The 20,363-nt window shown below is 64.0% G+C and carries 17 protein-coding genes; 8 read left to right on the forward strand and 9 right to left on the reverse strand.

The annotated features are described in order from the left end of the window. Nucleotides 1-137 precede the first annotated feature (137 nt). A complete protein-coding gene (locus ACWGS8_RS00580) occupies nt 138-1,400 on the forward strand; it encodes a class I SAM-dependent methyltransferase (RefSeq protein WP_454579127.1) in 1,263 nt (420 codons plus the stop codon). Here the strand turns inward: ACWGS8_RS00580 and ACWGS8_RS00585 are convergent, their stop codons facing one another. Both ACWGS8_RS00585 and acs read right to left on the reverse strand, forming a co-directional pair. Further along, nucleotides 1,401-2,150, reverse strand: a complete 750-nt coding sequence (locus tag ACWGS8_RS00585; RefSeq protein ID WP_454579128.1) for an MOSC domain-containing protein — start codon at nt 2,148-2,150, stop codon at nt 1,401-1,403. Next, complete coding sequence (gene acs / locus ACWGS8_RS00590; RefSeq protein WP_454579129.1) at nt 2,150-4,105, reverse strand: acetate--CoA ligase; 1,956 nt, start codon at nt 4,103-4,105, stop codon at nt 2,150-2,152. Before acs ends, ACWGS8_RS00585 begins: the two co-directional genes overlap by 1 nt. A 314-nt stretch (nt 4,106-4,419) precedes the next feature. Between acs and ACWGS8_RS00595 the strand changes: the two genes are divergently transcribed. Beyond that, nucleotides 4,420-4,692 carry an usg protein gene (locus ACWGS8_RS00595; RefSeq protein WP_044548405.1) on the forward strand — a complete coding sequence of 91 codons (273 nt, stop codon included), beginning with the start codon at nt 4,420-4,422 and terminating at the stop codon, nt 4,690-4,692. Between the two features lie 125 nt (nt 4,693-4,817). Then, nucleotides 4,818-5,210 (forward strand): DoxX family protein, encoded by a 393-nt coding sequence (locus tag ACWGS8_RS00600; protein WP_454579130.1) that lies wholly within the window; start codon nt 4,818-4,820, stop codon nt 5,208-5,210. 49 nt (nt 5,211-5,259) lie between these two features. Here ACWGS8_RS00600 and ACWGS8_RS00605 read toward each other — a convergent pair whose 3' ends face one another. From ACWGS8_RS00605 to ACWGS8_RS00615, 3 genes are all read right to left on the reverse strand, one after another. Continuing rightward, entirely contained in the window at nt 5,260-6,294 is a 1,035-nt protein-coding gene (locus ACWGS8_RS00605) for an aldo/keto reductase (protein WP_454579131.1), read from the reverse strand. Between the two features lie 44 nt (nt 6,295-6,338). Next, nucleotides 6,339-7,619 (reverse strand): SGNH/GDSL hydrolase family protein, encoded by a 1,281-nt coding sequence (locus tag ACWGS8_RS00610; protein ID WP_454579132.1) that lies wholly within the window; start codon nt 7,617-7,619, stop codon nt 6,339-6,341. A gap of 61 nt (nt 7,620-7,680) precedes the next feature. Then, the gene (locus tag ACWGS8_RS00615; protein WP_454579133.1) at nt 7,681-8,874 is read right to left on the reverse strand and encodes an MFS transporter; all 1,194 of its coding nucleotides are present in this window, start codon (nt 8,872-8,874) and stop codon (nt 7,681-7,683) included. A 126-nt stretch (nt 8,875-9,000) separates the two neighbouring features. Here ACWGS8_RS00615 and ACWGS8_RS00620 point away from each other — a divergent pair, with 126 nt between their 5' ends. Then, on the forward strand, nt 9,001-9,906 hold the full coding sequence (locus tag ACWGS8_RS00620; protein WP_454579134.1) for a LysR substrate-binding domain-containing protein: 906 nt from the start codon (nt 9,001-9,003) through the stop codon (nt 9,904-9,906). After that, nucleotides 9,875-10,756, forward strand: a complete 882-nt coding sequence (locus tag ACWGS8_RS00625; protein WP_454579135.1) for a neutral zinc metallopeptidase — start codon at nt 9,875-9,877, stop codon at nt 10,754-10,756. Before ACWGS8_RS00620 ends, ACWGS8_RS00625 begins: the two co-directional genes overlap by 32 nt. A 40-nt stretch (nt 10,757-10,796) precedes the next feature. On the opposite strand, the gene ACWGS8_RS00630 is transcribed toward ACWGS8_RS00625, so the two are convergent. The 3 genes from ACWGS8_RS00630 to ACWGS8_RS00640 form a co-directional block, all read right to left on the reverse strand. Then, the gene (locus tag ACWGS8_RS00630; RefSeq protein WP_454579136.1) at nt 10,797-11,102 is read right to left on the reverse strand and encodes a hypothetical protein; all 306 of its coding nucleotides are present in this window, start codon (nt 11,100-11,102) and stop codon (nt 10,797-10,799) included. A 153-nt stretch (nt 11,103-11,255) separates the two neighbouring features. Beyond that, entirely contained in the window at nt 11,256-12,305 is a 1,050-nt protein-coding gene (locus tag ACWGS8_RS00635) for an aldo/keto reductase (RefSeq protein WP_454579137.1), read from the reverse strand. A 404-nt stretch (nt 12,306-12,709) separates the two neighbouring features. Next, the gene (locus tag ACWGS8_RS00640) at nt 12,710-13,372 is read right to left on the reverse strand and encodes a YggS family pyridoxal phosphate-dependent enzyme (protein ID WP_454579138.1); all 663 of its coding nucleotides are present in this window, start codon (nt 13,370-13,372) and stop codon (nt 12,710-12,712) included. A 157-nt stretch (nt 13,373-13,529) separates the two neighbouring features. On the opposite strand from ACWGS8_RS00640, the gene leuS reads away from it, so the two are divergent. The 3 genes from leuS to ACWGS8_RS00655 all read left to right on the forward strand — a co-directional run bounded on the left by leuS (nt 13,530) and on the right by ACWGS8_RS00655 (nt 19,559). Continuing rightward, on the forward strand, nt 13,530-16,154 hold the full coding sequence (gene leuS / locus ACWGS8_RS00645) for a leucine--tRNA ligase (RefSeq protein WP_454579139.1): 2,625 nt from the start codon (nt 13,530-13,532) through the stop codon (nt 16,152-16,154). After that, nucleotides 16,141-16,719, forward strand: a complete 579-nt coding sequence (gene lptE / locus ACWGS8_RS00650) for an LPS assembly lipoprotein LptE (RefSeq protein WP_454579140.1) — start codon at nt 16,141-16,143, stop codon at nt 16,717-16,719. The genes leuS and lptE overlap by 14 nt, the downstream gene beginning before the upstream one ends. A 254-nt stretch (nt 16,720-16,973) precedes the next feature. After that, nucleotides 16,974-19,559 carry a DNA translocase FtsK gene (locus ACWGS8_RS00655; protein WP_454579141.1) on the forward strand — a complete coding sequence of 862 codons (2,586 nt, stop codon included), beginning with the start codon at nt 16,974-16,976 and terminating at the stop codon, nt 19,557-19,559. Between the two features lie 87 nt (nt 19,560-19,646). Here ACWGS8_RS00655 and fsa read toward each other — a convergent pair whose 3' ends face one another. After that, complete coding sequence (gene fsa / locus ACWGS8_RS00660; protein ID WP_143975754.1) at nt 19,647-20,303, reverse strand: fructose-6-phosphate aldolase; 657 nt, start codon at nt 20,301-20,303, stop codon at nt 19,647-19,649. Nucleotides 20,304-20,363: the final 60 nt, after the last annotated feature.

Here is a 20,363-nt window from a genome sequence, read left to right on the forward strand (position 1 = left end):
TGCGTTGCAGCAAATGACAAGTGCCATGCTGAAAAAGGCGTCCCGCGGAAAATGCCGACCAGTCGGGTCCGCGTGCTCCGGCTTGCGATCCGCGGCCCAAACGGACAACATGGCGCTATCGGGTCACGGGAGGGACCATGGACGCCACCGAGAGAGCCGCGCGCATCGTTCGAACCGTGATCGGGGCGCAGAAGCCGGGCTTTGCCGTCAGATTGTGGACCGGAGAACGGATCGGCCCAGCCGGTGGCCCGGTGCTTGCCATCAACGACCAGGACATCGTCTGGCAGCTGGCCCGCCGGCCGAATTTCTCGACACTGCTCGAAATGTGGATTTCCAAGACGATCGACGTCGAGGACGGGTCGCTGTTCGATCTCTATGCCCTGCCGTCACAGGGAAAGCTGAGGCTGAAGGCGCTGCCCAAGCTGGCGATCCTGCGCGACCTGCCGGCCGTGCTGTTTTCGCGGCGGCAGATGACGAAACGGGCCGATCTCGCCGGGCGCAATCCCTTTGTCAGCGGTTCGAACAAGCAGGCGATCGAACATCACTACGACATTTCGAACGCCTTCTACCGGCTCTTCCTCGACGAGCGCATGGTCTACACCTGCGCCTATTTCACCGATTTCGCGAACGGCATCGACCAGGCGCAGAAGGACAAGCTCGACCATATCTGCCGCAAGCTCAGGCTGAAGCCGGGTGACCGGCTGCTCGACATAGGCTGCGGCTGGGGTGCAATGCTGATCCATGCCGCCAGGCACTACGGCGCCGTCGGCCATGGTGTGTCGCTGTCGGAGGAACAGACCCGGCTGGCGCGCGAACGCATCCGCGCCGAGGGGCTGGAGGACAGGATCACCATCGACATCAAATCCTACACCGAGCTCGACGGCAGCTATGACAAGATCTCGTCGATCGGCATGTTCGAGGCGGTCGGCCTCGCCAACCACGCCACCTATTTCTCGACCGTCCACCGGCTGTTGAAGCCGGGCGGCATCTACCTGCACCATGCCATCACGAGGCGCGGCAAGGGCGGCACGCGCAAGACGTTGCGCAAAGGCGCGGAATACAAGGCGCTGATCAAATACATCTTCCCCGGCGGCGAGGTCGACACGATTGGCATGACGCTCGGCAATCTCGAGGCGCATGGTTTCCTCGTCGCCGATGTCGAAAACCTGCGCGAGCACTATGCCCGCACCTGCAGGCTGTGGGCCGAACGTCTGCAGGCCCGCTTCGACGAGGCGATCGCCGAAGTCGGCGAACCCAAGGCACGACTCTGGCTGCTCTATCTGACCGGCTGTTCGATCACCTTCGATCGCGGCTCGGCGCAGATTTTCCAGACCGTCGTCACCAAGCGCGCGCGTGGCCCCAGCGGCCTGCCGCCGACGCGGGCCGACCTTTATCGGTAGCTACAGGAAACGCATCGCGTCGCCGACCTTGATGCCGGCAGGCCTGTCCACCGTGCAGTAGACGCCGAGATTGTGGGCATTGTGGCGGACCAGGTTGCGCAGGATGCCGGGATCGTGGTCGAAGCCGTCCTGGCTGATGATGGTGAAGCCGCAGCGGCGGCATGGTTCGGAAATCGTCAGAAGCAGGTCGCCGATCGCGAGCTTGCGGCCGATCCATTCCGTCTCCGGGAATGAGCCTTCCGCCGCTGCCATGTCGACGACGATGTTGGGGCGGAAGCGGCGCGGATCGGCGGCGCCGTCCGGATGCAACGCCTTCAAGCGAGCCAGCGACGCCGTGGTCAAAAGGTGGATTGGCGCCTTGGTGTAGCGGGCGGTGGTGACCGGACCGGCATAGGCCGGCGGGGCATTCTCCCGGCCGAAAGGCCGGATCGAGGCGGCGAAGCCGAGATAGGCCGATACGGCGCGGTCGCATTCGTCGCCGGGTGCGCTCAGCCATTCGCCGTCGGGGACGGCGATCTCCAGGTCGCGGTTATTGGCCAGCCGGGTGCGAATGCGTGGCACCTTGTGCCATTTCGCCTCGCGGTCGGGCCGGGCAATCTCATTGTCCGAGGCATCGACGAGGCCGAACATGCGGTCGCCCGCCATGCCCGCCGGTCCGACCAGGATGGCCTCCTGGCGCTCGCCGGCGAGGGAACTCGCCGGATAACGCCAGAGCTGGCTGACAGAGCCCAATGCAGCCTCGCCTGCCATCAGCCCTTCTTGTTCTGCCTGTTGGCAATGAGGTCGTCGACGACGGCCGGATCGGCGAGCGTCGAGGTGTCGCCAAGGGCGGCAAAATCATCCTCGGCGATCTTGCGCAGGATGCGGCGCATGATCTTGCCCGAGCGTGTCTTGGGCAGGCCGGGCGAGAACTGGATCTTGTCGGGCGAGGCGATGGCGCCGATCTCCTTGCGGACATGGGCAATGAGCTCCTTGCGCAGCTCCTCGGTCGGCTCCTCCCCTCTCATCAAGGTGACATAGCTGTAGATGCCCTGGCCCTTGATGTCGTGGGGATAGCCGACGACGGCGGCCTCGGAAACCTTCTCATGGCTGACCAGCGCCGACTCGACTTCGGCCGTGCCCATGCGGTGGCCGGAGACGTTGAGGACGTCGTCGACGCGGCCGGTGATCCAGTAGTAGCCGTCGGCGTCGCGGCGGCAGCCGTCGCCGGTGAAATACTTGCCCTTGTAGGTGGAAAAATAGGTCTGCACGAAGCGGTCGTGATCGCCATAGACGGTGCGCATCTGGCCCGGCCAGGAATCGGTGATACAGAGATTGCCGTCGGCGGCCCCTTCCAGCACCTTGCCTTCGCCGTCGACCAGCTGAGGCTTGACGCCGAAGAAGGGCCGCGTCGCCGAACCCGCCTTGAGATCGGTGGCGCCCGGCAGCGGCGTGATCAGGATGCCGCCGGTCTCGGTCTGCCACCAGGTGTCGACGATCGGCACCTTGCCGTTGCCGACGACGTTGAAATACCACTCCCAGGCTTCCGGGTTGATCGGCTCGCCGACCGAGCCGAGCACGCGCAGCGACTTGCGCGAGGTCTTCTTCACCGGGTCGTTGCCGGCGCCCATCAGTGCGCGCAGAGCGGTCGGCGCGGTGTAGAAGATGTTGACCTTGTGCTTGTCGATCACTTCCCAGAAGCGCGACTGCGACGGATAGTTCGGCACGCCCTCGAACATCAGCGTGGTGGCGCCGTTGGCCAGCGGGCCATAGACGATATAGCTGTGGCCGGTCACCCAGCCGACATCGGCGGTGCACCAGTAGATGTCGCCGTCATGATAGTCGAAGACATATTGGTGCGTCATCGAGGCATAGACGAGGTAGCCGGCGGTGGTGTGCAGCACCCCTTTCGGCTTGCCGGTCGAGCCCGAGGTGTAAAGGATGAACAGCGGGTCCTCCGCCTTCATCTTCTCGGGCTTGCACTCGGCCTTCACCGTCGCGACTTCGTCGTGGTACCAGAGGTCGCGGCCCGGCGCCCAGCCGACCTTGCCGCCGGTGCGGCGCACGACGATGACGTTCTTCACCATCACATGCTGCCTGGCGGCGATGTCGATTGCCTTGTCGGTATTCTCCTTCAGCGGAATCGACTTGCCGCCACGCAGGCCTTCATCCGATGTGATAACGAAGGTCGATTCGCAGTCGACGATGCGGCCGGCCAGCGCATCGGGCGAAAAGCCGCCGAAGACAATCGAATGGATGGCGCCGATACGCGTGCAGGCCAGCATTGCATAGGCGGCTTCCGGGATCATCGGCATGTAGATGGTGACGCGGTCGCCCTTCTTGACACCGTGCTTCTTCATCACATTGGCGAGCCGGCAAACGTGCTCGTAGAGCTCGTTGTAGGTGATCTTCTTGTCGTCGTAGGGGTTGTCGCCTTCCCAGATGATGGCGGTCTGGTCGCCGCGCTTCTTCAGATGGCGGTCGATGCAGTTGTAGGAAACATTGGTCAGCCCGTCCTCGAACCATTTGATCGAGACCTTGCCGTCGAAGGAGGTGTTCTTGACCTTGCTGAAGGGCTTGAACCAGTCGATGCGCTTGCCGTGCTTGCCCCAGAACTTGTCCGGGTTCTTGATGCTGTCAGCATACCATTTCAGGTAAGTGTCATTGTCGATCAGCGCATTCTTCTTCCACGCCGGCTGGACGCGATGGACATGAACCTCGGACATTCCTGGCTTTCCTCCCGAACCATACGCCGACTTGAAACGCCGGCGGGATCGCGGCGAAGCGGCCGCGAATTCGGCGGCATTATTACCAGTTCCGCCGTTACGGCAACATTAGACGTTGGATTCGCGCGTCGGGATGCCGCAGGGGGTCTTTGCGGGGTTGTCAGCACTCGAAGGGGTTCGCTGCTAACTGCATGTTTTCTCATGCTAAACCCGGTTTGGGTGAAGAAAAAATCAATAGACGATTAATCAACGGCGCGCACAATAAGCCTTGGGAGGAAAGGAGAATCAACCAAGGACCGCCCAGGGGGACCGCAATGCGCGACCATGCCGAAATGGACCTGATGCTCAGGGGTTATGGCCTGACCACGGCCAAGATTCTTTATCATTTCCCCGACCACCCGCACCTGCTGCAGAGCTTCATCTGGCAGGACTACGACATCGCTCCGACGTTTCCGGTGCTGATCAAATTCATCGAATTCTGGAAGGCCAAGCTCGACGGGCCACTGCACTCGGTTGTCTACACGCACCAGAAATTGATCGCGCCGAACGAATGGCGCAAGGTGGATGGGGAGTTCGTGCTGCACTGACGCCGCTGCAGACGGTCTGTTTCCATTCTCGTGCGGCGACAGCAATGCGGCCGTCGGCTATCCTTCGCGGGCGGCGCGGCAAGGCAGGGTGCCCAAGGGCGGCGTCCGCGATCGGGAGAACGGACATGACCGCTTTCGACTATGCCGCGCTGCTGCTTCGGGTCAGCGTCGGCGGCCTGTTTCTTGCCCACGCCTATCTGAAATATGCCATCTTCACGCCAAAAGGCACGACCGATTATTTCCAGTCCCTCGGCGTGCCCGGCTATTTCGGCTTGATCGCCATCGCCGCCGAAACGGCGGGCGGCCTCGGCCTGATCTTCGGCGTTGCCACGCGGCTGGCGGCGATCCTGCTCATTCCCCTCATGCTGGGCACGATCGTGCTCGTTCATGGCAAGAATGGTTTCTGGTTCACCAATGCAGGTGGTGGCTGGGAATATCCGGCGCTGTGGATCGTCTGCCTGATCGTCATCGCCCTGATCGGCAGCGGCCAGCCGGCACTTTGGCCGATCTGGGGATAGGGCACTCCGGGGCCCGGGCCGTGCGTCACACGACCCAGGCAAGGAGATGTCATACCGCCGGCGGGTTGAGCCGGGCGAAACCTTCCTGGCGGCGATAGGGGAAATACGGATAGGGCGCGGTGACTTCGCTTGCCGCGTCCAGTTTCTTCATCTGCTCCGGCGTCAGCGACCAGCCGACGGCGCCAAGGTTCTGGCGCAGTTGTTCCTCGTTGCGGGCGCCGATGATGACGGAGGAAACGGTCGGGCGCTGAAGCAGCCAATTGATGGCGATCTGCGGCACGGTCTTGCCGGTTTCCCGCGCCACCGCGTCCAGCGCATCCATCACCCGGTAGAGATGTTCGTCCTCGACCGGCGGGCCGAAGCTTGCGGTGTCATGCAGCCGGCTCTTTTCCGGCAGCGGCTGGCCGCGGCGGATCTTGCCGGTCAGCCGCCCCCAGCCGAGCGGGCTCCACACCAGCGCGCCGACGCCCTGGTCGAGGCCGAGCGGCATCAGCTCCCACTCATAGTCGCGGCCGACAAGTGAATAGTAGACCTGGTGCGCGACGTAGCGCGGATAACCATGCTTGTCGGCCTCCGCCAGCGACTTCATCACTTGCCAGCCGGAGAAGTTGGAGACGCCGACATAGCGCAGCTTGCCGGAGCGCACGAGTTCGTCCAGCGTCGACAGCGCTTCCTCGATCGGCGTGCCGGCATCGAAGGCATGCAGTTGCAACAGGTCGATATAGTCGGTGCCGAGGCGCTTCAGCGCGGCGTCCACAGATTTGATCAGCCGCGAACGGGAAGAGCCGTAATCGGCCGGCCCATCGCCGATCGGCAAGGACGTCTTGGTCGAGATCAGCACGGCGTCGCGCCGGCCCTTGATGGCTTCGCCGAGCACTTCTTCCGAGGCACCGTTCGAATAGACGTCGGCCGTGTCGAACAGATTGACGCCGGCTTCGAGGCAGATGTCGACCAGCCGCCGCGCTTCCTTGGCGTCGCTGTTACCCCAGGCGCCGAACAGCGGGCCGGAGCCGCCGAAGGTTCCCGCTCCAAATGAGAGTGCGGGCACTTTCAGGCCCGACGCGCCGAGACGGCGATTGTCCATGATTTTGTCCTTTCAATTGCTGGATGTAGTCAGTTGCCGGCTGCTCAATTCTTGACCAACTGGCCGAGATCGATGGCCTCGGCCATGGCCCGGCTTCCCTTGTCGCCCGGATGGAGGTGGTCGCCGGAATCGAACTCCGGCAGCAGGCGTGTCGGGTGAGCGGGATCGCGGAGCAGCAGGTCGAAGTCGACGACCGCATCGAAGGCACCACTGGTTCTGATCCAGTTGTTGACCTTCTGGCGCAGCGCTTCTTTTTCAGGCGTATAGTAGGCATCGAGCGGCGTGCCGCTCAGCGCGCCCTCGAAGGGCGTCAACGTGCCGCCGACGATGATCAGATTATGGGCGTGGGCCTGGGCTGCTAGTTGCAGGTATCCAGCGGTGAGTGCCGCCAGAGAGGGTATGGATTTCTCAGGTGCGAATGGCGTGCCGGGCCAGCTGATATCGTTGATGCCGATGAGCAGGATGACCGCCTTGACGCCGGGCTGAGCCAGCACGTCACGGTCGAAGCGCGCCGAAGCCTTCACGCCCATCGCATCATCCAGCAGCCGCGCTCCGGATATGCCTGCGTTGAGCACCGACACTTGCTTCGAGACGAGACGCTCGGCGAGGACGTCCGGCCACCGGTTGTCGGCGTCCAGCGTGGCGCCATTGCCGTCGGTGATCGAATCGCCGATGGCGATGACGGCGCCATCATTTGCCGGCGCATCGACCAGGATCTCGCTGACCAAGGTACGCGCGTCGGTGGTCTGCGCGGCCGCGATGGTTTCGGAAGCCGTCTGGTTGCCGTCGCCGATATAGGCGGTCTGCCTGCCGTCCCAATGGAAGGTGGAGATCGGTGTGGGCTGCGGCAGATAGACCGATATCGAAAGGCGGCTCAAGGCGTCGAGGGTCAATTCCACCGGATCGCTGACCAAAGGCGCGCCCGCCGGAACTGTTGCCTTTGCCTGACCGCCGAATGTGACGGCACGATCGGTGCCGGCGGTGATTTTCGAGTCCTCGCCCGCGATCGCCACACGTATTTCGCCGATCTGGATCGGCACGGTTGAATACTCGTTCGACAGGACGATGCGGAACCGCCTGCCGCCAACGCTGGTCCTGACCGTCTGGCGTATAGTCTGGTTCTCAAGCTTGGGCATCATTTTCACCGGCAAGGCAAAATCGGTCCCCCATGTCGGTTGAGGGCTGGCCGTCCAGGTGCCCACCCAATCCTGCTTCTCGCCGGCAATTGCCGGGCTGACCATCGACAAAGCCGCCAAAGCGAACGCGCCGAGCGTCAGGCGCGTTGCCAGAAGGGCGATGGTGGCGCGGCGGATCGGAAGTGTCATAGGGTTCTCCTGTCGGGTCTGGTTTCGGGGCGCCTGGCGACGGCCGATATCGCTGCTGCCATCACTTCATGGAGGTGGTGCCGGCAGCGGCCGGGATCAGCCGCTCTTCATGTCTGTCGAGACGCAGCGCCAGTCCCGCCACACCGAGTGCCGCGACTGGCAGCAAGGCAGCGACCCAGGTAAGCGAACCCAGCCCCATGCCATGGGCGATGACCGTGCCGCCGAGCCAGGCGCCGGCGGCATTGCCGAGATTGAAGGCGGCGATGTTGAAGGACGAGGCCAGGCTCTGGCCGGCGCCTTGCGCCTTGTCCAGCACCCACATCTGCAACGGCGCCACGGTGGCGAAGGCGGCGGCGCCGAGCAGGCCGACATATATGACGGCCAGGACCTGGCTGTGGATGGCGAAGCTCATGGTGGCGAGCACCGCGGCCAGCACCACGAGACTGCCCAGCACCGCCGGCACCAGCCAGCGGTCGGCGACCTTGCCGCCGGCGAGATTGCCGGCGATGAGACCGCCGCCGAAGACGAGCAGGATCGGCGACACGGCGGCTTCCTTGAAGCCGCTGATTTCAGTCAACAGTGGGGCGATGTAAGTGAAGACGGCGAAGACGCCGGCGTAGCCGAGCACGGTGGTGGCGAGGCCGAGCAGGACCGGCGTGCGGCGCAGCACGGCGAGATCGGCGCGCAGGTGGCTCTTTTCAGGGGCGACCTGGCTGCGCGGCACCAAAGCCAGGATGACGGCGAAGGCCGCGAGGCCGACCGCGGTCACCGCCCAGAAGGTCGCGCGCCAGCCGAAGGCCTGGCCGAGCCAGGTGCCGAAGGGCACGCCGAGGATGTTGGCGATGGTGAGCCCGGTGAACATCAGCGCGATCGCCGAAGCCTTCTTGTTGGGCGCGACCAGGCCGGTGGCGACGACAGAACCGACGCCGAAGAAGGTGCCATGGGCAAAGGCAGTGATGATGCGAGCGCCCATCAGGGTCCAATAGTCGGGCGCCAGCGCACAGGCGAGATTACCAAGCGTGAAGATCGCCATCAGCGCCAGAAGCACGGTCTTGCGCGGCCAGTTTCCGGTGGCGACGGTGAGGAGCGGCGCACCGATGACGACCCCCAGCGCATAGCCTGAAATGAGCTGGCCGGCGGCCGAGATCGAGACGCCGAGGTCCTTGCTGACATCGATGAGCAGACCCATGATGACGAATTCGGTGACGCCGATGCCAAAGGCACCGGCGGCGAGGGCGTAAAGAGCAAGAGGCATGGCGGGTTCCCAGTTTGGCGACGACGAGCGCCTTGTCCAAACCGCGCTCTGGGCCGAAAGATCGTGTCGCCATGCACTGTGAACCAGACTTGTGTTGGGCACATTTTCTGTGAAATAGATTCACAAATGGCCAGACCCGACATCAACCGCTCCGGTGAGATCGAAGTCTTCGTGCGCGTTGTCGAGGCGGGCAGCTTCTCGGCGGCTGCGCGCACGTTGCGCATGACGCCATCAGCCGTCAGCAAGCTGATCGGGCGGCTGGAAGCCCGGCTCGGCGCGCGGCTGGTCAGCCGCTCGACACGCAAGCTGCAGCTGACACCGGAGGGAACGGCGTTCTACGACAGCGGTCTGCGCATCCTGGCCGACATGGCTGCGGCCGAGCGCGAGGCGGCGGCGGGTGCCGCACCGCGCGGGAGGCTGCGCGTCAACACCTACGTGCCCTTCGGCGTGCATCGGCTGATCCCGCTCTTGCCGCGCTTCCTCGAACGCTATCCCGAAATCTCGGTCGATCTGGTGCTGACCGACAGCGTCATCGACCTGATGGCCGAACGCGCCGATGTTGCCATCCGTGCAGGGCCGCTCGGCGAATCACGGTTGGTGGCGCGCAAACTCGGGCAGAGCCCGGTGGTGGTGGTTGCGGCCCCGTCCTATCTCGAAGCGCATGGCAAGCCGCTGACGCCTGCCGACCTCGATGGGCATAATCGCATGGGCTTCGGCTTCGTCAGGCATATCGATGGCTGGCCGTTTGTCGACGCTGCCGGCAATGCGGTCATGGTGCCGATCACCGGCAATACCCTGGTCAGCGACGGCGAGGCGATGCGACTGATGACGCTGGCCGGAGCCGGCATCTCCCGGCTGGCGCGCTGGCATGTCGCCGCCGACATCGCCGCCGGGCGGCTGGTGGCGCTGCTGGAGGATTTCAATCCGGGCGACGAGGAGGCGACCCATGCCGTCTATGTCGGCCAGGGCCGGCATCTGCCGGCGCGGGTGCGGGCTTTTCTTGATTTTCTGGCCGAGACCGTGCGGCTCTGAGGAAAACGCAGGTTTCAAGTCCGTTCGACAACCCGGCAGGGGCGGGATATGGAATCCCCGTCCGCTCATCGTCACGGCGCCTCGCGCCCAGGCACGGAGAGCGTTGGCATTCAGGAGGCGTGAATTGGTCCGCTTGTCCTTGGTCACGGCATCCCTGCTTGCCGTCGTGACATGGCTGCATGCCCCGGCGATCTGCGAGGCTGCCGAGGCCGCCAAAGCCGCCCCACCTGCCGCGAACGCCAGTGATGACGACGTCAAGCATCTGCTCTCGGTGGTTTTGGCGGAAACGGAGGATTTCTGGGGCGCCACCTTCAAAGCTGTCGGATCGACCTATGAGGAGCCCAAGCTGGTGCTGTTCACCGGCTTCATCGCCACCGCATGCGGTGCCGTTTCAGGGACATCATACTGCGCGGCAGACCACAGAATTTATCTCGATCCGGCGTTTCCCGAGCTGCGAGAGATTGGGTCGACCAGCGACTTCGCCAAGGCGCTGATTCTCGCCCGAGAAGTTGGGCACCATGTGCAGAACATTTCCGAAGTTCCGCGCCCTGATGTAACCGACGGCAACCAAAAGGCCGCGATCATCCGATCGGAACTGGTCGAGCTCCAGGCCAATTGTTTTGCCGGACTATGGAGCCGCTATGTCTGGGATCAGCACCTGCTTGAAGACATTGATCTGACGCAGGCCAGGGGGCTCCTTCGATCTCTCGGAGACGATCAGCCCGCCAATGCCTCCAGAAATTCGGCGGCCAAGAGATACGGCACCTCGGAACAGAGGATCCGCTGGTTTGATCGAGGCCTTGCCAGGAACGCGATCGCGGACTGCAACACGTTTGCCGATCTGCCTTGATACCGAGCCCACCCGTCGCCCCGCCGGGCGAGGTGCGCCATCACTGGCCGATAGCCTTCAGGGCATTCCTGATCTTTTCAATGACCGTGCCGATGTCCGACCGCCCGGAGGTATACTCTCCATCCGGGTCATAATATGCGTCTCGCAGCCGCTCCAAACGAGCAAATACGGCGGCTGCGTAGTCATGCGCCGTACCGGCGACGACGACCTTTTCAAATTCGCCTTGCGCGGCACTGACCGCACCGACGCAGACATTCCAATCGTAAGGGCTGGCACAACCCGCAGCCTGGCGATCAGCCATGATCGCGACGATGCTGTCCCGAAATTGCGCGGCGGATGATGCCATCGTCACCTCAGACATCCCAGATGCTGTTCCGGCTTCAGGGTAGCCGCAATCGCGTCCGGTACAAGGCGGCCGTGCGGCCTGACGACCCGCGAAAAAGCCGCGCGCCCGAAGGACGCGCGGCTCTCTGGAAAACCGCGTCGTGTTGGAGACGGACTACCCCTTCGGCACGAACGGCGCCGGGCGACGGCCAGCCGCCTGGCGCTCCAGCATCCAGCCGGGATATTCGGGCGGCAGCGCGCTGACCTCGTCGAGCCTGGCGAGATCGTCCGCGTCGAGCTTCACTTCCGTTGCGGCAAGGTTCTGTTCGAGCTGGTCCATGCGGCTGGCGCCGATGATGACGCTCATCACGAAGGGCTTGGCCAGGACATAGCCGAGCGCCACCGTGGCGACGCTCACACCATGCTTCCCGGCGATCTCGCGCATGACGGCGACGGCGGCCCAGGCGCGATCCTCGTTGACCGGCGGGAAGTTGAAGGCCGCACGCCGGCCCTCGCCATTGCCGGGCGCGCCGGGACCGTATTTGCCGGAAAGCAGGCCGCCCGCCATCGGCGACCACACCATCAGGCCGAGTTTCTCCTCGTTGATGAGCGGCACGATCTCGCGCTCGAGGTCGCGGCCGGCGATCGAATAATAGGACTGGATGGTCTCGAAGCGGGCGAGACCCTTGCGGTCGGCGATGCCGAGGGCCTTGGCGATGCGCCATGCCGCCCAGTTGGAAACGCCGACATAGCGGACCTTGCCGCTGGCAACGAGGTCGTCCAGCGCCCGCAGCGTCTCGTCGATCGGCGTCACTGTGTCGGTGCCGTGCAGCTGATAGAGATCGATATGGTCGAGCTGCAGACGTTCGAGGCTGGCGTCGACCGAATCCATGATGTGGCCGCGCGACGAGCCGCGCTCGTTCGGACCCTGGCCCATGGTGCCGTGGACCTTGGTGGCGATGACGACGTCCGAACGTTTGACGCCGAGGTCCCTGAGCGACTGGCCGAGCAGGCGCTCGGACTCACCGAAGGAGTAGACATCGGCCGTGTCGAAGAAATTGACGCCGGCGGCGATCGAGCGGCCGACGATCTCGTTGACGCCCTTCTGGTCGAGGCTGGCGATCAGGCCCCATTGGGCATTCTGGCCGGCGGCGCCGAAGGTCATGGTGCCGAGGCACAGTTCGGAGACGAACATCCCCGTATTTCCAAGCTGGTTGTAACGCATGGCGAAGGCTCCAGGAGAAAAAGGTGTGATGACACAAAACAAATAGGAACGGAACGTTTCGTTTCTAGTCGTGGCGCAATGGACCTGTGGTGGCTGGCATCATAGGTCCGTTAATTTTCGGCGGGATGTTGAAGATTCGCCGAAACATTCCTCGCTTCGTCATCCACGGGCGCAGCAGCCACGAAGCGGCGTCGCGAAGACCCTTGGAGTTGCTCCGCAGCCCAAGGGATCCATGCCGCGACCCTAACCGAAAGGCGCGGCGGAGCAGAATTCTGAACCGTTGCAACGCTTCCGAGTCCCGGGATGGATCCTGGGGTCTGCGCCGCGTCGCTTCGCTCCTTGCTTCGCCCCAGGATGACGAAGGCGCGGTCGCCTGCGGCCAATCGCACAGGGCGGAAATTGGACTACCGGCTACCAAAAATCGCCGAACCGACCCTGACGCTGGTGGCGCCGAAGGCGATGGCCGTCTCGTAGTCGCCGGACATGCCCATCGACAGCTTCTCGACGCCGGCCTCGCGAGCAAGCTTTTCCAGCAGGGCGAAATGCGGGCCGGGGTTCTCGTCGGCTGGCGGGATGCACATAAGCCCTTCGATGGCGAGGCCGTGGACATCGCGGCAGCGGGCGACGAAGGCCACCGCGTCGCGCGGCTCGATGCCGGCCTTCTGCGGCTCGCAGCCGGTGTTGACCTGGATATAGAGTTTCGGGGAGCGGCCTTGCCGGGCAATCTCCTTGGCGAGTTCGGCGGCGATTTTCTCGCGGTCGACCGTTTCGATGACGTCGAATAGCGCCACCGCCTCCCTGGCCTTGTTCGATTGCAGGGGACCGATGAGATGCAGCTCGATGTCGGGAAAAACCTGCTTCAGATCGGGCCATTTGCCTTGCGCTTCCTGCGCGCGGTTCTCGCCGAAGACCCGTTGGCCGGCCTCGATCACCGGTCGGATGTCGGCGGGTTCAAAGGTTTTGGAGACGGCCACCAGCGCCACCGCGCCGGCCTCGCGGCGGGCCTCCTGCTCGGCGGCGGCGATCTTCGCCTTGACCGCCAAAAACTGCTGAACGGTGTCACCCATATGCAAATCCCGCTGTTTTGACCCGCGTTTTTAGCCGCCGAGATGCCCATATGGTTGACGGGTTTGCCAAACCATGGTGAACACCCGGACCACATTCCTTGAACCGCCGAGCCAGTCGGCCCGCGGTTCGCGCCTGCTTTTAAGTGAAAAACGTCCCATGGCAACCGAACGATACAATCCGCGCGCGTCAGAACCCAAATGGCAGAAGGCCTGGGCCGAAAAGAAGCTGTTCGAAGCGCGCAATGACGACCCGAAGCCGAAATACTACGTGCTGGAAATGTTCCCCTATCCGTCGGGGCGCATCCATATCGGCCACACCCGCAACTACACGATGGGCGACGTGGTGGCGCGCTACAAGCGGGCCAAGGGCTTCAACGTGCTGCACCCGATGGGCTGGGACGCGTTCGGCATGCCGGCCGAAAACGCGGCGATGCAGAACAACGTCCATCCCAAGGAATGGACCTACCAGAACATCGCCACCATGCGCGAGCAGCTCAAGGTCATGGGCCTGTCGCTGGACTGGGCGCGCGAATTCGCCACCTGCGACGTCGACTACTACCACCGCCAGCAGATGCTGTTCCTCGATTTCGTCGAAAAGGGGCTGGTGACGCGCAAATCCTCGAAGGTCAACTGGGACCCGGAGGACATGACCGTGCTCGCCAACGAGCAGGTCATCGACGGTCGCGGCTGGCGCTCCGGCGCGCTGGTCGAACAGCGCGAACTGACGCAGTGGTTCTTCAAGATCACCGACTTTGCTCAGGACCTGCTGGATTCGCTCGACGGCCTCGACGAATGGCCCGAAAAAGTGAAGCTGATGCAGCAGAACTGGATCGGCCGTTCCGAAGGCCTGCTGATCCGCTGGCCTCTGGCCTCGGACGTTGCCGGCGAGCATGAGCTGGAAGTCTACACGACGCGGCCCGACACCATTTTCGGCGCCTCCTTCATGGCCGTCGCCGCCGACCATCCGCTGGCCAAAAAGGCCGCCGAGACCAATCCGGCGCTGGCGAAGTTCATCGACGAGGTCCGCCATATGGGCACTTCGGTGGCGGCGTTGGAGACGGCCGAGAAGAAAGGTTTCGACACCGGCATCCGCGTTGTCCATCCCTTTGACGACAGCTGGACGCTGCCCGTCTATGTCGCCAATTTCGTGCTGATGGAATACGGTACCGGCGCCATATTCGGCTGCCCGTCCGGCGACCAGCGCGACCTCGACTTCGCCAACAAATACGGCCTGCCGGTGATCCCGGTGGTGATGCCGGAAGGAGGCGATGCGAAGTCGTTCCAGATTACGGAAGAAGCGTATGTCGACGACGGCGTGATGATCAATTCACGCTTCCTCGATGGCATGAAGCCGGACCGCGCCTTCGACGAGGTGGCGAAGCTGCTGGAGCAGAAGACGATCGGCAACCGGCCGATGGCCGAGCGCAAGGTGAATTTCCGCCTGCGCGACTGGGGCATTTCGCGCCAGCGCTACTGGGGCTGCCCGATCCCGATGATCCATTGCGAGCATTGCGGCGTGGTGCCGGTGCCGAAGGCCGACCTGCCGGTCAAGCTGCCCGACGATGTCGATTTCGACCGGCCGGGCAATCCGCTCGACCGCCATCCGACCTGGCGGCATGTGAAGTGCCCGCAATGCGGCAGGGATGCGCGGCGCGAGACCGACACGATGGACACGTTCGTCGATTCGTCCTGGTATTTCGCCCGCTTCACAGCGCCCTGGGCGCATGAGCCGACCGATCCCAGGGCGGCCAACGAATGGCTGCCGGTGGACCAGTATATCGGCGGCATCGAGCACGCGATCCTTCACCTGCTCTATTCGCGCTTCTTCACCCGCGCCATGCGCGAGACCGGCCATGTCGACCTGGCCGAGCCGTTCAAGGGCCTGTTCACGCAAGGCATGGTGGTGCACGAGACCTACCGTGTCGGTTCGGCTTCGAATGGCCGCTGGCTGGCGCCGACCGAGGTGCGGCTGGAGGGCGTCGACGGCGAACGCCGCGCCTTCGACATCGCCACCGGCGAGGCTGTCACCATCGGCCCGCTGGAGAAGATGTCGAAGTCAAAGAAGAACACGGTGAGCCCGGAAGACATCACCGACGGCTACGGCGCGGATACGGCGCGCTGGTTCATGCTGTCGGATTCGCCGCCCGAGCGCGATGTCGAATGGACCGACGATGGCGCCGCCGGCGCGCACCGCTTCATGCAGCGCATCTGGCGGCTGGCGTCGACGGCAGCCGAGACGCTGGCAGGCGTCAAGCCCGCGGCGGCTGACTCCGGCGAGGCGGGAGCGGTCTCCAAGGCCACGCACAAGATCCTGAAGGCGGTCGGCGAGGATATCGAGAAGCTCGGCTTCAACCGCGCCATTGCCCGCATTTACGAACTGGCCAATGTGCTGACCGCGCCGCTCAACCAGGTGGCGGAAGGCAAGGCCGATCCGGCCCTGCAGAGCGCCTGCCGCCAGGCGGTGGAGATCCTGGTGCATCTGATCGCGCCAGTGATGCCGCATCTGGCAGAAGAGTGCTGGGAGACGCTCGGCGGCACCGATCTGGTCGCCGAACGGCCATGGCCGGCCTTCGACCCGGCGCTGGTCGTCGAGAACGAAGTGACCTATCCGGTGCAGGTCAACGGCAAGAAGCGGGGGGATTTGACAATTGCCCGCGACGCGGACCAAGGTGCGGTCGAAAAAGCGGTACTAGCTCTCGACTTCGTGCAGAAAGCACTCGAAGGTAAGGCTCCGCGCAAGGTGATCATCGTGCCGCAGAGGATCGTCAATGTCGTTGCCTGATCGGGAAAAGACAGAGCTGAGCCGTTTGCTGCGCCGCGTGGTGCTCGCCGGCCTTGTCGGCTCGCTGGCGCTGGTTTCGGCCTGCACGGTGCACCCGCTCTATGCCAGCGCGCCGTTGTCGACGGGTTCGACCACCAATGCCGAGCTGGCGTCGATCGCCATCAAGCCGGTCAGGACGCGTTATGCCCAGCAGGTGCGCAACAATCTGATCTTCGGCTTTGGGCGGGGTGCCGGCGAACCGGCGTCGCCGCTCTATTCGCTTAATCTCAGCGTGAGCGAATCTGTTGAATCCTCGGCCCTCGTGCAGGTCGGCACCGATGAGGACGAGCCGACCGCCGGCTCGGTGACGCTGACCGCCAACTATACGCTGACCGATGCGAAAACCGGCGCCGCCATCGCGGTCGGCAAGCGCTCTATCACCTCGTCCTTCGACAGGCCGCGCCAGGAATTTGCCTCGTTCCGGGCGCAGATCGATGCCGAGAACCGCGCCGCGCGCGAACTGGCCGAGGCGCTGCAGCTGTCCATCGCCCAGGATCTGGTCCGGCACGGGAAGGCGGCCAGCTAGCGCCACCTTCTTTCCACGGAAACGTTGCCTCGATCCTGATGCACGGCCCGCTTCGCGATGGCCGAGAGTTCTCTTTTTAACCCGACGCATATGCATGAGTGGATGATCGTGGATAACGATCATCGGCTCGAATCCGGCTCGTGCGCCATCGCCACGAAATGTATTTTTCGACCGCTCCAAAAGCGCTGACGGGAAGCAACTGTTAACCACTCGCTCCCTATTGCTCAGCAGACATTTCAGAGTGAGTCTTGAGAATGGAATCCAAGCGTTTTCCTCGGGTCAATTCATTGAAGCCAGCTTCGCCCGATGACCCCGAGGGAAGGCGTTTCAACGGCGTGAGCGGCAGGGTGGACGGCCAGCAGTCCGGCGCGGCCGGAGCCGGCAATTTCCCGCCACCTGTCGATCTCGGCGGCAACGAAAGCCCCGCTTGGCAGGAGTACTTCTTCCTGGCGCCCAATGTGCGGTTTACCCGCACGCCCGACTATGAAGCCAGCACGCGCCATCCGCGCCAGATCACCTCCGAGCAGGACGAACAGCCGGCACCGCCGGCGCGGCAAGCCGTCGCACAGCCTGCCACGGCTGCGCCGTCGTCCGCAGTCTCGCCCTCGTCGTTGTCGGCGGCGATGAAGAGCCGGAACGCCGCTTTGGAAGCCGCCCGGCCGCCCGCCAGCAACAAAGCCGCGATGCATGAAGGATCGCCGGCCTCCGTTCCGCCAAGGCATGCCAGCGAAAAGGCGCGGACTGTTGTGACGGCGGGTCCGAGGACCGCCGCAACAGCACGTGCATCCGCGCCGGCCGCGTCTTCCCAGGCAATGGCGGCGCCGGTCAGGACAACAGGTCGCGAAACCGTCCGCTGGCCCTATCTTTCGGATCACGTCTTCTTCGAGCTCATGGCGCCCTACATGATCGAAGGTTCGTCGCCCGCGTCGCGAGCTGTCCCGGTTCAGCGCGCCGCCGCGCCGGTTGCTGCCGGACGGGTCGATGTTCGCGCCGCACCCACGGCCGACCCGACCGCGTCGTTCCGTGTCATCGACTGGCTTCCAGGCCAGCAAGCCCCTGTCGCCTTGCCGGATGTCCGGCCGGCCAACTCCAACGAAGCCGTGGTTCAGCCCGCGGCGGCAAGTGTGCCGCAGCGAACCCGGGAGCGGGTCGCAGTTCCCGCCGTCGCGGGCAATGCCCCTCCGGCGCAAGTCGCGCAAGGCGCGGAGGAGACCGTTCAGGTTCCAGCCGCGCGCGCCTCTTCGCCGCTGCCTTTGGTCGGCAAGATCGTGCCAGCCACGACCGGCGAGGCGTACGAACTTCCCTCGGAAGAGCTGCTGCAGCAGCCGCCGGAAGGGCAGGGTTTCTATATGTCGCAGGAGCGGCTCGAGCAGAATGCCGATCTCCTGGAAAGCGTGCTCGAGGATTTCGGCGTCAAGGGCGAGATCATCCACGTTCGACCCGGTCCGGTCGTGACCCTTTATGAGTTCGAGCCGGCGCCGGGCGTCAAATCGTCCCGTGTCATCGGCCTTGCCGACGACATCGCCCGCTCCATGTCGGCGATTTCGGCGCGCGTCGCCGTCGTGCCTGGCCGCAACGTCATCGGCATCGAGCTGCCGAATGAGACACGCGAGACCGTCTATTTCCGCGAACTGATCGAATCGCAGGGTTTCCGCAAGACCAGCTGCAAGCTGGCGCTGTGCCTCGGCAAGACGATCGGCGGCGAGCCCGTCATCGCCGAACTGGCGAAGATGCCGCACCTGCTGGTCGCCGGCACCACCGGCTCCGGCAAGTCGGTCGCCATCAACACCATGATCCTGTCCTTGCTCTACCGGCTGAAGCCGGAAGAGTGCCGGCTGATCATGGTCGATCCCAAGATGCTGGAGCTCTCCGTCTATGACGGCATCCCGCATCTTCTGACGCCGGTCGTCACCGATCCCAAGAAGGCGGTGACCGCGCTCAAATGGGCGGTGCGCGAGATGGAGGACCGCTATCGCAAGATGGCGCGGCTCGGCGTGCGCAACATCGACGGCTACAATGAGCGCGCCGCCCAGGCCCGCGACAAGGGCGAGGCGGTCGTCATGACCGTGCAGACCGGCTTCGAGAAGGGCACTGGCGAGCCGCTGTTCGAGCAGCAGGAAATCGATCTTGCGCCAATGCCCTACATCGTCGTCATCGTCGACGAGATGGCCGATCTGATGATGGTCGCCGGCAAGGAGATCGAAGGCGCGATCCAGCGCCTGGCGCAGATGGCGCGCGCGGCCGGCATCCATCTGATCATGGCAACGCAGCGCCCCTCGGTCGATGTCATCACCGGCACGATCAAGGCCAACTTCCCGACCCGCATATCCTTCCAGGTCACCTCCAAGATCGACAGCCGCACCATTCTGGGCGAGCAGGGCGCCGAGCAACTGCTCGGCCAGGGCGACATGCTGCACATGATGGGTGGCGGGCGCATTTCGCGCGTGCACGGGCCCTTTGTCTCCGACGCGGAGGTCGAACATGTCGTGGCGCATCTGAAGGCGCAGGGCCGCCCGGAATATCTGGAAACCGTGACCGCCGACGAGGACGAGGAAGAGGTCGACGACGACCAGGGCGCAGTCTTCGACAAGGGATCGGTCGCGGCGGAGGACGGCGATTCCAGCTATGACGAAGCGGTCAAGGTGGTGGTGCGCGACAAGAAGTGTTCGACGTCCTACATCCAGCGCCGTCTCGGCATCGGCTACAACCGCGCCGCTTCCCTGGTCGAGCGCATGGAGAAGGAAGGTCTGGTCGGCGCGCCCAACCATGTCGGCAAGCGCGAGATCATCATGGGCCGGCGCCCGCCGGCGGCCGCGCCTGACGATGACGGCACGGAATGATCGGCGGCCCTTTCGGCGATCGGGCGCCTTGCGACGCGTAATAAAAAAGGCCGGTCGCCCGGCCTTTCTCATTGAAATAGTACGATCTCAGCCGATCTTCTGGCCGGTCTTGGCCCAGTCGGCGAGGAAGGCGGCGAGGCCCTTGTCGGTCAGCGGATGGTTGACCAGCGCCTTCAGCGTCGCCGGCGGCGCGGTGATGACGTCGGCGCCGATCAGGGCCGCCTGCTTGACGTGATTCACCGTGCGCACCGAAGCGGTCAAGATCTCGGTCTGAAAATCGTAATTGTCGTAGATCTGCCGGATCTCCTGGATCAGCTCCATGCCGTCCGAGCCGGTGTCGTCGATACGGCCGACAAAGGGCGAGATGAACGAGGCGCCGGCCTTGGCGGCGAGCAGCGCCTGATTGGCCGAGAAGCACAGCGTGACGTTGACCATGCGGTTCATCTGGGTGCGGATCGTCTTGCAGGCTTTCAGGCCGTCCAACGTCAGCGGCACCTTGATGCAGACATTGGGCGCGATCTTGGCCAGCACTTCGGCCTCCGCCATCATGTCCTTGTACTCGGTCGCCACCACTTCGGCCGAAACCGGACCCTCGACGATATCGCAGATCTGCTTGGTGACGTCGGCGATCTTGCCGCCCGATTTGAGAATCAGCGACGGATTGGTGGTGACGCCATCGAGCAGCCCCAGATCGTTGAGTTCACGGATATCCTTGATATCGGCGGTGTCGACAAAAAATTTCATGGCGGTCTCCTGACGATTTCGTCGTGCCTGGGAAGGCACGTTCAGCGTTGCTCTTTGATC

The organism is Mesorhizobium sp. 43Arga (genome assembly GCF_053714255.1).

Bases quoted from the DNA above. Each gene is read 5' to 3' on its own strand.
- ACWGS8_RS00605 (WP_454579131.1), bottom strand. From the start codon at position 6,294: ATGGACAATCGCCGTCTCGGCGCGTCGGGCCTGAAAGTGCCCGCACTC.
- acs (WP_454579129.1), bottom strand. From the start codon at position 4,105: ATGTCCGAGGTTCATGTCCATCGCGTCCAGCCGGCGTGGAAGAAGAAT.
- ACWGS8_RS00620 (WP_454579134.1), top strand. From the start codon at position 9,001: ATGGCCAGACCCGACATCAACCGCTCCGGTGAGATCGAAGTCTTCGTG.
- ACWGS8_RS00615 (WP_454579133.1), bottom strand. From the start codon at position 8,874: ATGCCTCTTGCTCTTTACGCCCTCGCCGCCGGTGCCTTTGGCATCGGC.
- ACWGS8_RS00580 (WP_454579127.1), top strand. From the start codon at position 138: ATGGACGCCACCGAGAGAGCCGCGCGCATCGTTCGAACCGTGATCGGG.
- ACWGS8_RS00630 (WP_454579136.1), bottom strand. From the start codon at position 11,102: ATGGCATCATCCGCCGCGCAATTTCGGGACAGCATCGTCGCGATCATG.
- ACWGS8_RS00635 (WP_454579137.1), bottom strand. From the start codon at position 12,305: ATGCGTTACAACCAGCTTGGAAATACGGGGATGTTCGTCTCCGAACTG.
- fsa (WP_143975754.1), bottom strand. From the start codon at position 20,303: ATGAAATTTTTTGTCGACACCGCCGATATCAAGGATATCCGTGAACTC.
- ACWGS8_RS00595 (WP_044548405.1), top strand. From the start codon at position 4,420: ATGCGCGACCATGCCGAAATGGACCTGATGCTCAGGGGTTATGGCCTG.
- ACWGS8_RS00610 (WP_454579132.1), bottom strand. From the start codon at position 7,619: ATGACACTTCCGATCCGCCGCGCCACCATCGCCCTTCTGGCAACGCGC.
- ACWGS8_RS00600 (WP_454579130.1), top strand. From the start codon at position 4,818: ATGACCGCTTTCGACTATGCCGCGCTGCTGCTTCGGGTCAGCGTCGGC.
- lptE (WP_454579140.1), top strand. From the start codon at position 16,141: ATGTCGTTGCCTGATCGGGAAAAGACAGAGCTGAGCCGTTTGCTGCGC.
- ACWGS8_RS00655 (WP_454579141.1), top strand. From the start codon at position 16,974: ATGGAATCCAAGCGTTTTCCTCGGGTCAATTCATTGAAGCCAGCTTCG.
- ACWGS8_RS00640 (WP_454579138.1), bottom strand. From the start codon at position 13,372: ATGGGTGACACCGTTCAGCAGTTTTTGGCGGTCAAGGCGAAGATCGCC.
- leuS (WP_454579139.1), top strand. From the start codon at position 13,530: ATGGCAACCGAACGATACAATCCGCGCGCGTCAGAACCCAAATGGCAG.
- ACWGS8_RS00585 (WP_454579128.1), bottom strand. From the start codon at position 2,150: ATGGCAGGCGAGGCTGCATTGGGCTCTGTCAGCCAGCTCTGGCGTTAT.